Source organism: Paraburkholderia sp. A3BS-1L, from assembly GCF_051125215.1.
In the GTDB taxonomy this organism is placed as follows: Bacteria; Pseudomonadota; Gammaproteobacteria; order Burkholderiales; family Burkholderiaceae; genus Paraburkholderia.
In genome coordinates, this window is the sequence record NZ_CP120442.1 from 1,117,090 (window position 1) to 1,129,586 (window position 12,497).

Below are 12,497 nucleotides of genomic sequence, written 5' to 3' on the forward strand. Positions count from 1 at the left end.
GCTTGGGGGCGGGCCGGCGCTACAGCGTTCGTCTTGCCTGCGTGGCGGGCAAGGGCAGGTTCGCCCGCTGTCGCCGGCCAGCGTGCGCTGGCTTCAGGCAGCTCGCCATGCGGTGAGGCGCCCGCCGCGCAGCCTGGCCGAAATCAGGCCGGGCCGCGCTCGAGCGCCGTGCCTGCGCCTGGCACCTTACTGCTTGCGCCCAGCGGCGCGATAGCCGATGTCGTGGCGATACTGCATGCCGTCAAACGAAATGCGGTTCACCGTTTCGTAAGCCACCTTCTGCGCGCTGCGCACGGAATCGGCGAGCCCCACCACGCACAGCACACGTCCGCCCGAGGTCACGAGCTTGCCGTCCACGAACTGCGTGCCCGCATGGAACGTAACCGAAGCATCGGTCTCGGCGGGGATGTCGTTGATGCGGTCGCCCTTGCGCGGCGTGTCCGGGTAATTGTGCGCGGCCAGCACGACGCCGAGTGCGGTGCGGCGGTCCCATTCGAGCTCGACCTGGTCGAGCGTGCCCGCAATCGCGTGCTCCACGACCTTCGAGAAGTCGCCCTTCAGGCGCGCCATGATCGGCTGCGTTTCCGGGTCGCCCATGCGGCAGTTGAATTCGAGCGTCTTCGGGTTGCCCTGCGCGTCGATCATCAGGCCCGCGTAGAGGAAGCCCGTATAGCGGATGCCCTCCTTCTCCATGCCCGCCACGGTCGGCAGAATGATTTCGCGCATCACGCGCGCGTGCAGCTGCGGCGTGACGATGGGCGCGGGCGAGTAGGCGCCCATGCCGCCCGTGTTCGGGCCCTGGTCGCCGTCCTGCAGGCGCTTGTGGTCCTGGCTCGAAGCGAGCGCGAGCACGTGCTTGCCGTCCACCATGACGATGAAGCTCGCTTCCTCGCCTGCGAGGAATTCCTCGATCACCACGCGCGCGCCGGCGTCGCCGAGCTTGTTGTCGGCGAGCATCATGTCGATGGCCTGATGCGCTTCTTCCAGCGACATCGCCACCACCACGCCCTTGCCCGCGGCGAGGCCATCGGCCTTGATCACGATGGGCGCGCCGTTTTTCTCGACGTAGGCGTGCGCGGCCGTGGCGTCCGAGAAGGTCTCGTAGGCGGCCGTGGGGATGTGGTGGCGCTTCATGAACGCCTTGGCGAAGTCCTTCGAGCTTTCGAGCTGCGCGGCCTCCTTCGTGGGACCGAACACCTTCAGGCCGCGCTGGCGGAACACGTTGACGATGCCGGCCGCGAGCGGCGCTTCCGGCCCGACCACGGTGAGGGCGACCTGTTCGCGCTCGGCGAAATCGGCGAGCTCGTTGATGTCCGTGATGTCGACGTTGGCGAGCCGCTCGTCCTGCGCGGTGCCGCCGTTGCCCGGTGCGACGTAGACGAGCTGGACGCGCGGCGACTGCGCAAGCTTCCACGCCAGCGCATGTTCGCGGCCGCCAGAACCGACGACGAGTAACTTCATGTAAATCCCCGAAAGACCAGAACCAGAAACAGTTGCGGCCGGCGCGTCAATGCGCCGGCCGTGAAAGCGTCGGTGCGGCGAAGCGCCGGGCGGCCACGCGCCGTGCGGCGAATCGCAGACCCGCGACTCAGGTGCGCCCGAGCGTGGCGCGGCCGGTCAGCCGCGGCGCCCGCCCGGCGCGAGCCGCTTATTCCTCGTCGATCGACGCGTTGGTATACACCTCCTGGACATCGTCCAGGTTTTCGAGCGCGTCGAGCAGCTTTTGCATCTTCACCGCGTCGTCGCCCGTGAATTCGACTTCCGTTTGCGGCTTCATCGTGACTTCGGCCATTTCGGCCTTGAAGCCCGCGCCTTCGAGCGCGTCCTTCACTTTCTGGAAGTCGTTGGGCGGGCAGATCACCTCGATGCTGCCGTCGTCGTTCGTGACGACGTCGTCGGCACCCGCTTCGAGCGCGGCGTCCATCAGCTTGTCTTCGGGCGTGCCCGGCGCGAACAGGAACTGGCCGACGTGATCGAACATGAACGACACCGAGCCGTCCGTGCCCATGTTGCCGCCGAACTTCGAGAACGCGTGGCGCACTTCCGCGACGGTGCGGGTGCGGTTGTCGGTCATGGTGTCGACGATCACCGCCGCGCCGCCGATGCCGTAGCCTTCGTAGCGGATTTCCTCGTAGTTCGCGCCGTCGACGCCGCCCACGCCGCGCTGGATCGCGCGGTTGATGTTGTCCTTGGGCATGTTGGCGTCATAGGCCTTGTCCACGGCCAGGCGCAGGCGCGGGTTCGAGTCGATCTCGCCTCCGCCCATGCGCGCCGCGACCTGGATTTCCTTGATGAGCCGCGTCCAGACCTTGCCGCGCTTCGCGTCAGCAGCCGCCTTCTTGTGCTTGATGTTGGCCCATTTCGAATGACCCGCCATACCTTTCTCCGTCGCACGCTTCACGCGTGCATGGTGCAGTTGTCGTTACCGCAGTTTTTAATACGATGCCGGGGCCGGCGTGGTGCGCTCATGCGTGCGCGGCCCATGCTTGCCTGCCGGTGTGTCCATCCGTGAGTGTCTGTCTGCCCGATGCCAGTCGCCCGCAGCCGGTCGCCCGTCGCTCACTCGTCGCGCGGCGGGCGCTCGCGCGTGCGGCCGGGCTTGCCGGTGGCGCTTTGTGCGGGACGCGCGCCGGGGGCGCGTCAGGCGCATTGGGGCGCGTTTCGCGAAGTCCTGGGGACTTTTGGGACAGTCAGGCAGACCCGGTCGGGCCAGACCCGGTCGGGCCAGACCCGGTCGGGCCAGACCCGGTCGGGCCAGACCCGGTCGGGCCAGACCCGGTCGGGCAGACCTGAATTTTATCACGCCGGGCTCGCTCGGCCGCACCCCTCGACGGCCTGGATGCGCCAGAGCGGGGATTTCGCGCGCGCGAACGGCGGCGAAGCAGGGCCAACGCGGGCCCGAAGGGGATCGACGCGGGCCGGGAGGGGGGCGAAACGGGCACGAAGAGGGATCGACGCAGGCCCGAAACGGGGCGGCGAGGGCGCCGCCCCCCAGCGGCATCAGTTCTTGGTGCCGAACAGGCGGTCGCCGGCGTCGCCGAGACCCGGGACGATATAGGCGTGCTCGTTCAGGTGCGTGTCGAGCGAGGCCACGTACAGCCGCACGTCCGGATGCGCCTGCTGAAACACTTCGACGCCTTCGGGCGCGGCCACCAGCGCGAGGAAGCGAATGCGCTCGCCCGGCACGCCGCGGCGCTTGAGCACGTCGATTGCGTGCGCCGCCGAGTAGCCGGTCGCGACCATCGGGTCGCACAGGATGAAGGTGCGGTCCTCGAGGTCGGGCAGGCGCACGAGGTACTCGACCGGGCGGTGGTCGTCGGCGCGATAGACGCCGATATGGCCCACGCGCGCCGACGGGATCAGCTCGAGCAGCCCGTCGGACATGCCCACGCCCGCGCGCAGCACCGGCACGATCGCGAGCTTCTTGCCGGCGATCACCGGCGCGTCGATCTCGACGAGCGGCGTTTGCACGCGGCGCGTGGTGACCGGCAGCTCGCGCGTGATTTCGTAGCCCATCAGCAGCGTGATCTCGCGCAGCAGCTCGCGGAACGTGCGAGTGGACGTCTCCCTGTCGCGCATGTGGCTGAGCTTGTGCTGGATCAGCGGGTGATCGAGGATGAAGAGATTCGGAAAGCGGCTGTCCTGTTTCATGGCGGGGCGCACGAGGCTGCAAGGGGTGTGGGGGTGTCGGCCGCGGCGCTGCCGGCTGCCTGGGTTCGGCGGGGCTCGCGCGAGCGCTGGGCCGCGCTACAGGCGCAAGTATACGAGAACCGGGCAGGAACGGAGCGCGATTGGTGCCGTGCTGGGGGCGCGCCGGGGCCAGGCTGCGCGACCCGCGGCTCGCGGCGTCCCACGCGCGCCGCGCGATTCTTCTAGAATCGCAAAATTGGGCGCGCCGGTCGCCGCAATGGCGCGGTGGCGCGCGGTGGCCTCGCAATCCCCGCCGTCACCGATTCGTCACGCCAACTACAAGGACCGTAAAGATGGACATGGGTATCGCAGGACGCAGCGCACTGGTGTGCGCCGCAAGCAAGGGACTGGGGCGCGGCTGCGCCGAGGCGCTCGCGGCCGAGGGCGTGAACGTGACGATCGTCGCGCGCACGGCGCAAACGCTCGAGGAAACCGCTGCGCGGATTCGCGCGACGACCGGCGTCGAGGTCAAGGCCGTGGCCTGCGACATCACCACCGAGGCCGGGCGCGCCGCCGCGCTGGCCGCCTGCCCGGCGCCGGACATTCTCGTGAACAATGCGGGCGGCCCGCCGCCGGGCGACTTTCGCACCTACACGCACGAAGCCTGGCTCGCCGCGCTCGAAGCGAACATGCTGACGCCGATCGCGCTGATCCAGGCCACTATCGACGCCATGAGCCAGCGCGGCTTCGGGCGCATCGTCAACATCACGAGTTCCTCGGTGAAGGCGCCCATCGATGTGCTCGGCCTCTCGAACGGCGCACGCTCGGGCCTCACGGGCTTCGTTGCGGGCGTCGCGCGCCAGGTCGCGGCGACGGGCGTGACGATCAACAATCTGCTGCCGGGCTCGTTCGACACCGACCGCATCCAGGCCACCATCGTCGCGCAATCGAAGGCGAGCAATCTGTCGCTCGACGAAGTGCGCGCGCGCCGCGTGAAAGCGATTCCGGCAGGCCGCTTCGGCACGCCCGAGGAATTCGGCCGCGCCTGTGCGTTCCTGTGCAGCGTCCATGCGGGCTATATCACGGGACAAAACTGGCTGATCGACGGCGGCGCGTATCCAGGAACGTTCTGATCCGGTACGTTCTGTGTCGCGCGCGGTCACGCGCGCGACACACTCAAACTCATCGAAATACAAGGAAGAAGGCCATGCCTACCCGCGTCGCGCTGATCGCGCACGATCACAAGAAGGACGACATCGTCAAGCTCAGCGGCGAGTACGTCGACACGCTGCGCCGCTGCGAACTGCTCGCGACCGGCACGACGGGCGGGCGCATTGCAGCAGCACACGGCCTGAACGTCGAGCGCATGCTTTCGGGCCCGCACGGCGGCGACCTGCAGATCGGCGCGCAACTCGCCGAGGGCAATGTCGACGTGGTGATCTTCCTGCGCGATCCCATGACCCCGCAGCCGCACGAGCCCGACATCAACGCACTCGTGCGCGCCTGCGACGTGCATGACGTGCCGTGCGCGACCAACATCTCGACGGCGCGCATGATCCTCGACGTGCTCACGCTGCGTCTGAAAGACGAGATCTGAGCGCCGCGTCGCCCGGTTTGCAGAACGACCATCATTCACAGGACGAAGGAGGCAGCATGACCAAGGCTATCCGTTACGAGAAGACCGGCGGCCCCGAAGTGATGAAGTGGGTGGACGTCGAGGTGGGCACGCCGGGCGAGGGCGAAATCCGCGTGAAGCAGCGCGCCTGCGGACTCAATTACATCGACGTGTACTTTCGCACCGGGCTCTATCCGCAGCCGCTGCCCGCCGGGCTCGGCATGGAGGCCGCGGGCGAAGTCGTGGCGGTGGGCCCGGGCGTCACGCTCGTGAAGCCGGGCGATCGCGTGGCGTATGTCGGGCGTCCGCCGGGCGCGTATGCGCAGGAGCGCGTGCTGCGCGCGGACCAGGTGATCCGGCTGCCCGATGCGATCAGCGACGAGCAGGCCGCCTCCATCATGCTGCAAGGCCTGACCGCGCAATATCTGCTGCGCCGCACGTACCGAGTGAAGGCCGGCGACACGATCCTGATCCAGGCCGCCGCAGGCGGCGTGGGTCTCATCGTGTGCCAGTGGGCCAAGGCGCTCGGCGCGACCGTGATCGGCACGGTGGGCTCGGACGAGAAGGCCGCCATCGCGAAGGCGCACGGCTGCGATCATGCGATCGTCTATACGCGCGAGGACTTCCACAAGCGCGTGCGCGAGATCACGAACGGCGCGGGTGTGCCCGTGGTGTACGACTCGATCGGCAAGGATACGTACACGAAGTCGCTGGACTGCCTTGCGCCGCTCGGCCTGTTCGTGAGCTTCGGCAATGCGTCGGGGCCGCTGCCGCCCATCGACTCGTCGGAGTTCGCAGGGCGCGGCTCGCTCTTCTTCACGCGCCCGACGCTCTTCACCTACATCGCGAAGCGCGCCGATTATGAGGCGATGAGCGCCGAGTTGTTCGAGGTGGTCGCCTCGGGCAAGGTCAAGACCTCGATCAATCAGCGCTATGCGCTGCAGGACGTGGGCCAGGCTCATGCCGATCTCGAGGCGCGCCGCACGACCGGCTCGACCGTTTTGCTGCCCTGAGCGATAGACGATGCCCGATGGGGCGGGGCTGCCGGCTCCGCCCCGTTCGAACGGGCAGACGGCTTTCCGTGTTCCGGCGCTGACTTATATCAGTTATTGACAAGACTGAAATTGGATCATTCCGTGCTCCTGATTATCCTGCGAGGCCGGCCTGCGCCGGATACGACCATGGGCAAGGAGATCCAGCATGATACGTTCAACCAGATTCTGTACCGCGGCGGGCGCGCTCACGCTCTGCGCCGCTCTGTTCGTTTCTCAGCCAAGGCCTGCCGCCGCCGCGCCCGCCGTCGACCAATATGCGGCAACCACGTATCCGATCATCCTCGTGCAGGGCCTGACCGGCACCGACAACATCTTCGGCATGATCGACTATTGGTATGGCATCGCGTCGGATCTGCAAAGCCACGGTGCGCAGGTCTACACGGCGAACGTGTCGAGCTTCCAGGCCGACGACGGACCCAATGGCCGTGGCGAGCAGCTCCTCGCCTACGTCAAGCGCGTGCTCGGCGCGACCGGCGCGCAGAAGGTCAACCTCATCGGCCATAGCCAGGGCGGTCTCACGTCGCGTTACGTCGCCGCGGTGGCGCCGCAACTCGTCGCCTCCGTGACGACCATCGGCACGCCGCATCGCGGCAGCGAGTTCGCCGCGTGATGCTCGGGCGGAACTCGGGTGTGAATGACGGCCTCGTGTCGACGTGCAGTTCGTTGTACGGCCAGGTGATTGGCGTGAACTACAAGTGGAATCACGTGGACGAGATCAACCAGTTGTTCGGCATTCGCGGCGCCTACGCCGAAGACCCCGTCGCCGTGATTCGCACGCACGCCAACCGTTTGAAGTTGCAGGGCGTCTGAGTGATGGCGCCGGCAAGACGCAGCAGGCGGGGCGTCGTGGCGGTTGCCGCGATTGCGGTGGCGGCGGCCGTGGCCGCTTGGGTTGCATTGACCGGCGCGAACCGCGTGGAGCGTGACGATGGCGGGGCGCCTCACCGCGTGGCGGCCGGTGCCGAGCGCACCGCCGCCGGCCTCGCGCGCGCTCCCGAGGCGGTGCCGCGGGCCGGGCCCGATCGGCTGCCGGCCGCGCTTGCCGACCGATGGCCGTGGCCATCTCGCGCGCGACCCGCAGGTGCGTCTCTTCTTCGATTACTGCGTGAGCGCGCAAACCGATCTGGGCGCGGCCGGGCTCGACGCCTTCGTTGCGCGCGAGATTGCCGCGCAGCTCGAAGGTACGCCGGCCCAAGCCGAGGCGCTCGTCGTCTGGCAGCGCTATCAGGCCTGGCGGGCCGCGCTCGCGCAACTGCCGGAGCCGGCTGCCGGCGCGGCTGCCAACGCCACCCGGATCGACATCGATGCGTTGCGCAATACGCTCGCGCAGCGCGCGGCGCTCGCGAGCCGCGAACTCGGTGAATGGAGCGAGCCATTTTTCGGCGCGCAGTTCGCGTTGCAGCGTTACAAAGTCGAGCGCCTCGCCATCGGTCTCGATGGCGCGCTCCCGGAAGCCGAAAAGCGGGCGCGCCTTGCGGCGCTGGATCAACAGTTGCCGGCTGCCGAGCGCGCGCTGCGCGAGCAGGACAGGGCGCAAGACGCGGTGCTCGACCAGATTTCCACCTTGCAGGACGCCCATGCATCGCCGGACCAGATGCGCTCGGAACTGACCTCCGTGCTCGGCGCCCAAGCGCCGGGGCGCGTGGCGCGGATGCAGCAGGACGACGACGCGTGGCGGGCAAAATATGCCGAGTACGCATCTCAGCGCATGCAGATCGAGGCGGCCCAGGCTGCCGGCGCGGCGCGCGATGCATCGATTGCGCAGTTGCGTGAACGCATCTTCACCGAGCCCGGCGAAGCCCTGCGTGCGGCCTCGCTCGATCGCCAGCCGGGTAGCGTCGACTAGCCGGCGGGCCTTTCTTCTTACCTCTCTCGCCGCTCCGTTTGCCTCATGAGCCGTGGATGGCGCCATCCACGGCGCCCGTCCGCGTTTACGCGATTTTTATACGCGCACCAAAACCTTTGATCCGGATTTAACGCGATACACCGTACCTTACCGCCATCCGTCATCCGCGAATGGAGAACACGACAATGGATGTGCTGTATATCGGGGGGCTGGCGGTCTTCGCCGCGCTCACTTACGCGTTGATCGCCGGCTGCGGGAAGCTTATGCAGTACCGCCGCGCGGATCGGGGCGAAACGGGGGCGCGCTCATGACCTGGATCTTCTGGCTATCGGGGGCGGCGACGCTGTTGCTGTTCGTTTATCTCGTCCATGCGCTGCTGCGCGCGGAGGATATCGAATGAACACCAACAATTTGTTGCAAGCGGGGATTTTCATCGTCGTCCTGCTGGCGCTTGCGGTGCCGTTCGCGGGCTATATCACGCGCGTGCTCGACGGGCGCTCGCGTGTCGTGCGTTGCTTCGCGCCGCTCGAGAATCTGCTTTACCGCATCGCCGGCGTCGACCCGAGCGCCGAGATGAACTGGAAGCGCTATGCGCTCGCCACCATCTCGTTCAACGTGCTGGGCGTGGGCCTTCTTTACGTGCTGCTGCGCGTGCAAGGTCGGCTGCCGGGCAATCCTCAAGGCTTCGGCGCGATGACGCCTGACGGCGCGTTCAACACCGCCGTGAGCTTCGTGACCAACACGAACTGGCAGGACTACACGCCCGAGCAGACCGTGAGCTACCTCACGCAGATGCTCGGCTTGACGGTGCAGAACTTCCTCTCGGCGGCCACCGGCATCGTCGTGGTGATCGCGCTGATTCGCGGCTTTGCGCGCCACTCGGCGCAAACCATCGGCAACTTCTGGGTCGACCTCACGCGCACGACGCTTTACATCCTCGTGCCGATGGCGGCGATCATCGCGGCGCTACTGATGAGCCAGGGCGTGATCCAGAACTTCAAGCCGTATCAGGCGGTGCCCACGCTCCAGACCACCACCTACGCCGCGCCCAAGGTCGATGCGCAGGGCAATCCGGTCAAGGATGCGCAGGGCCATCCCGTCACCGTCGACACGAAAGTCACTTCGCAGACGCTCGCCATGGGCCCGGTCGCCTCGCAGGTCGCGATCAAAATGCTCGGCACCAACGGCGGCGGCTTCTTCAACGCGAACTCTGCGCATCCGTACGAGAATTCCACGCCGTTCTCGAGCGTCGTCGAAACGTTGGCGATGCTGATCATTCCGGCGGCGCTGTGTCTCGTGTTCGGCAATATCGTGGGCGACCGCAGGCAGGGCGTCGCGGTGCTCGCGGTGATGACAATCGCATTCGCCGTCGCGGTGGGCGTCGAGCTTTCGGCGGAGCAGGCGGGCAATCCGCTGCTGGCGTCGCTGAACGTCGATCAGCACGCCAGCGCGTTGCAAGCCGGCGGCAACATGGAAGGCAAGGAAACGCGCTTCGGCATCGCGCAGACGGGCATCTTCGTCGTGGCGACCACGGCGGCTTCGTGCGGCGCCGTGAACGCGATGCACGACTCGCTCACGCCGCTCGGCGGTCTCGTGCCGATGCTCTTCATCCAGCTTGGCGAAGTGATCTTCGGCGGGGTGGGCTCGGGCCTCTACGGCATGCTCGTGTTCGCGCTGCTGGCGGTGTTCGTGGCGGGTCTGATGATCGGGCGCACGCCCGAGTACGTGGGCAAGAAGATCGAGTCGTTCGAGATGAAGATGGTGGCGATCGTCGTGCTGCTCACGCCGATGCTGGTGCTGCTCGGCACCTCGATCGCCGTGCTCGCCGACGCGGGCAAGGCGGGCATCGCCAACCCCGGCGCGCATGGCTTCTCCGAGATCCTCTACGCGTTCAGCTCCGCCGCCAACAACAACGGCAGCGCGTTCGCGGGGCTTTCTGTCAACACGCCGTTCTACAACTGGCTGCTCGGCATCGCGATGTGGTTCGGCCGCTTCGGCACCATCGTGCCGGTGCTCGCCATCGCGGGCTCGCTCGCGGGCAAGAAGCGCATTGCCGTGACGGGCGGAACGCTGCCCACGCATGGACCGCTCTTCGTCGTGCTGCTGCTCGGCACTGTGCTGCTGGTGGGCGCGCTCACCTATGTGCCGGCGCTCGCGCTCGGCCCGGGTGTGGAGCATCTGATCATGATGGGCGTGCATTGAACGGGAACATCATCAAATGACACAACATAGTGCAACACGGTCCATGTTCGATCCGGCGCTCGTGCGCCCGGCCATCGTGGACTCGTTCAGGAAACTCAATCCGCGCACCCAGTTGCGCAACCCGGTGATGTTCTGCGTCTACGTGGGCAGCGTGCTCACGACGATCCTCTGGGTCGCCGCGCTCATGGGCCAGGCCGAGGCGCCCGCGGGTTTCATTCTCGTCATCGCGCTGTGGCTGTGGTTCACGGTGCTGTTCGCGAACTTCGCGGAGGCGCTGGCCGAAGGGCGCTCGAAGGCGCAGGCCGCATCGCTGCGCCAGGCCAAGAAAGACGTGATGGCCAAGAAGCTCAACGAGCCGCATCCGAAGGCGCCGATCCGCATCATGACCGCGTCCGATTTGCGGCGCGGCGACGTGGTGCTGGTCGAGACCGGCGACACCATTCCCGCCGACGGCGAGGTGATCGAGGGCGTGGCCTCGGTGGACGAATCGGCGATCACGGGTGAATCGGCGCCGGTGATCCGCGAATCGGGCGGCGACTTTTCGTCGGTCACGGGCGGCACGCGCGTGCTCTCGGACTGGATCGTCGTGCGGGTGACGGCCAACCCCGGCGAGGCATTTCTCGACCGCATGATCGCGATGGTCGAGGGCGCCAAGCGCCAGAAGACGCCCAACGAGATCGCGCTGACGATTCTGCTGGTTGCGCTGACCATCGTGCTGCTGCTCGCGACCGCGACGCTGTTGCCGTTCTCGATGTTCTCGGTCGAGGCCGCGAAGATGGGCCACGTGGTGACGATCACGGTGCTCGTCGCGCTGCTCGTGTGCCTGATTCCGACCACCATCGGCGGGCTGCTTTCGGCGATCGGCGTGGCGGGCATGAGCCGCATGATGCAGGCCAACGTGATCGCCACTTCGGGCCGCGCGGTGGAAGCCGCCGGCGATGTGGACGTGCTGCTGCTCGACAAGACCGGCACGATCACGCTCGGCAATCGCCAGGCGTCGGCGTTCGTGCCCGCGCCCGGCGTGACCGAGGAAGCGCTCGCGGACGCCGCACAGCTCGCCTCGCTCGCCGACGAAACACCGGAAGGCCGCAGCATCGTGGTGCTCGCGAAGCAGCGCTTCAACATTCGCCAGCGCGACATGGGCGGGCTGCACGCGGTGTTCCTCGCCTTCAGCGCGCAGACGCGCATGAGCGGCGTGGACCTGTCGCCCGAGGGCACGGCGCCCGGCACGCATGCCCGCGAGATCCGCAAGGGCGCCGCCGATGCGATCAAGCACTATGTCGAAGACCAGGGCGGCCGCTTTCCCACGGAAGTCAACACGGCAGTGGACGACGTGGCGCGCCGCGGCAGCACGCCGCTGGTGGTGGCGGAGATGCACGACAAGGTCGCGCGCGTGCTCGGCGTGATCGAGTTGAAGGACGTGGTGAAGGGCGGCATCAAGGAGCGTTTCGCCGAACTGCGCAAGATGGGCATCAAGACCGTGATGGTGACGGGCGACAACCGCCTGACCGCCGCCGCGATCGCCGCCGAGGCGGGCGTGGACGACTTCCTCGCGCAAGCGACGCCCGAGACCAAGCTCGCGACTATCCGTGCGCACCAGGCGCAAGGCAAGCTCGTGGCGATGACCGGCGACGGCACCAACGACGCGCCGGCGCTCGCGCAGGCCGACGTGGCGGTGGCGATGAACACCGGCACCCAGGCCGCGAAGGAAGCGGGCAACATGGTCGATCTCGACTCGAACCCGACCAAGCTCATCGAGATCGTCGAGATCGGCAAGCAGATGCTCATGACGCGCGGCTCGCTCACGACCTTCTCGATCGCCAACGACGTCGCCAAGTACTTCGCGATCATTCCGGCGGCGTTCGCGACAACCTATCCGCAGTTGCGCCTGCTCGACGTCATGCATCTGAGCTCGCCATCGTCGGCGATTCTCTCGGCGGTGATCTTCAACGCGCTCATCATCGTGATGCTGATTCCGCTCGCGCTCAAGGGCGTGAAGTACCGGCCGCTCGGTGCCGCGACGCTGCTGCGCCGCAATCTGCTGATCTACGGCCTCGGCGGCATTCTCCTGCCGTTCCCGTGCATCAAGCTGATCGACATGGTGCTTACCGCGTTCGGCTGGGTTTGACAGTCGCGCGTTATCTGATGC

General features: G+C 67.2%; 10 protein-coding genes and 2 pseudogenes. 9 read left to right on the forward strand and 3 right to left on the reverse strand.

Annotated features, from left to right (window positions below; translation table 11 throughout):
- Window positions 1-186: 186 nt before the first annotated feature.
- The 3 genes from purD to upp all read right to left on the reverse strand — a co-directional run bounded on the left by purD (window position 187) and on the right by upp (window position 3,651).
- A complete protein-coding gene (purD, locus tag P5W99_RS05010; RefSeq protein WP_421023513.1) occupies window positions 187-1,461 on the reverse strand; it encodes a phosphoribosylamine--glycine ligase in 1,275 nt (424 codons plus the stop codon).
- Window positions 1,462-1,648: 187 nt separating this feature from the next.
- Window positions 1,649-2,377, reverse strand: coding sequence for a YebC/PmpR family DNA-binding transcriptional regulator (locus P5W99_RS05015; RefSeq protein ID WP_421023514.1), 729 nt, complete (start codon window positions 2,375-2,377; stop codon window positions 1,649-1,651).
- Between the two features lie 623 nt (window positions 2,378-3,000).
- Window positions 3,001-3,651 carry a uracil phosphoribosyltransferase gene (upp, locus tag P5W99_RS05020; RefSeq protein ID WP_434662107.1) on the reverse strand — a complete coding sequence of 217 codons (651 nt, stop codon included), beginning with the start codon at window positions 3,649-3,651 and terminating at the stop codon, window positions 3,001-3,003.
- A gap of 332 nt (window positions 3,652-3,983) precedes the next feature.
- Between upp and P5W99_RS05025 the strand changes: the two genes are divergently transcribed.
- From P5W99_RS05025 to kdpB, 9 genes and pseudogenes are all read left to right on the forward strand, one after another.
- Window positions 3,984-4,763: an SDR family oxidoreductase gene (locus P5W99_RS05025; protein ID WP_421023516.1), complete on the forward strand. Its 780-nt coding sequence runs from the start codon at window positions 3,984-3,986 to the stop codon at window positions 4,761-4,763.
- Window positions 4,764-4,837: 74 nt separating this feature from the next.
- Window positions 4,838-5,227 carry a methylglyoxal synthase gene (locus P5W99_RS05030; RefSeq protein WP_421023517.1) on the forward strand — a complete coding sequence of 130 codons (390 nt, stop codon included), beginning with the start codon at window positions 4,838-4,840 and terminating at the stop codon, window positions 5,225-5,227.
- Between the two features lie 56 nt (window positions 5,228-5,283).
- Window positions 5,284-6,258 carry a quinone oxidoreductase family protein gene (locus P5W99_RS05035; protein WP_434662109.1) on the forward strand — a complete coding sequence of 325 codons (975 nt, stop codon included), beginning with the start codon at window positions 5,284-5,286 and terminating at the stop codon, window positions 6,256-6,258.
- Window positions 6,259-6,445: 187 nt separating this feature from the next.
- Window positions 6,446-7,110, forward strand: a pseudogene (locus P5W99_RS05040) (esterase/lipase family protein).
- A 3-nt stretch (window positions 7,111-7,113) separates the two neighbouring features.
- Window positions 7,114-8,146: pseudogene (locus P5W99_RS05045) on the forward strand (lipase secretion chaperone).
- Between the two features lie 185 nt (window positions 8,147-8,331).
- Complete coding sequence (locus P5W99_RS05050) at window positions 8,332-8,457, forward strand: potassium ABC transporter ATPase (protein WP_421044118.1); 126 nt, start codon at window positions 8,332-8,334, stop codon at window positions 8,455-8,457.
- The gene (gene kdpF / locus P5W99_RS05055; RefSeq protein WP_027819619.1) at window positions 8,454-8,546 is read left to right on the forward strand and encodes a K(+)-transporting ATPase subunit F; all 93 of its coding nucleotides are present in this window, start codon (window positions 8,454-8,456) and stop codon (window positions 8,544-8,546) included. The genes P5W99_RS05050 and kdpF overlap by 4 nt, the downstream gene beginning before the upstream one ends.
- Window positions 8,543-10,348, forward strand: coding sequence for a potassium-transporting ATPase subunit KdpA (gene kdpA, locus P5W99_RS05060; protein WP_434662111.1), 1,806 nt, complete (start codon window positions 8,543-8,545; stop codon window positions 10,346-10,348). Before kdpF ends, kdpA begins: the two co-directional genes overlap by 4 nt.
- Window positions 10,349-10,364: 16 nt before the next feature.
- Window positions 10,365-12,476, forward strand: a complete 2,112-nt coding sequence (kdpB, locus tag P5W99_RS05065; RefSeq protein ID WP_434662113.1) for a potassium-transporting ATPase subunit KdpB — start codon at window positions 10,365-10,367, stop codon at window positions 12,474-12,476.
- Window positions 12,477-12,497 lie beyond the last annotated feature (21 nt).

Bases quoted from the DNA above. Each gene is read 5' to 3' on its own strand.
- purD (WP_421023513.1), bottom strand. From the start codon at position 1,461: ATGAAGTTACTCGTCGTCGGTTCTGGCGGCCGCGAACATGCGCTGGCG.
- P5W99_RS05015 (WP_421023514.1), bottom strand. From the start codon at position 2,377: ATGGCGGGTCATTCGAAATGGGCCAACATCAAGCACAAGAAGGCGGCT.
- upp (WP_434662107.1), bottom strand. From the start codon at position 3,651: ATGAAACAGGACAGCCGCTTTCCGAATCTCTTCATCCTCGATCACCCG.
- P5W99_RS05025 (WP_421023516.1), top strand. From the start codon at position 3,984: ATGGACATGGGTATCGCAGGACGCAGCGCACTGGTGTGCGCCGCAAGC.
- P5W99_RS05030 (WP_421023517.1), top strand. From the start codon at position 4,838: ATGCCTACCCGCGTCGCGCTGATCGCGCACGATCACAAGAAGGACGAC.
- P5W99_RS05035 (WP_434662109.1), top strand. From the start codon at position 5,284: ATGACCAAGGCTATCCGTTACGAGAAGACCGGCGGCCCCGAAGTGATG.
- P5W99_RS05050 (WP_421044118.1), top strand. From the start codon at position 8,332: ATGGATGTGCTGTATATCGGGGGGCTGGCGGTCTTCGCCGCGCTCACT.
- kdpF (WP_027819619.1), top strand. From the start codon at position 8,454: ATGACCTGGATCTTCTGGCTATCGGGGGCGGCGACGCTGTTGCTGTTC.
- kdpA (WP_434662111.1), top strand. From the start codon at position 8,543: ATGAACACCAACAATTTGTTGCAAGCGGGGATTTTCATCGTCGTCCTG.
- kdpB (WP_434662113.1), top strand. From the start codon at position 10,365: ATGACACAACATAGTGCAACACGGTCCATGTTCGATCCGGCGCTCGTG.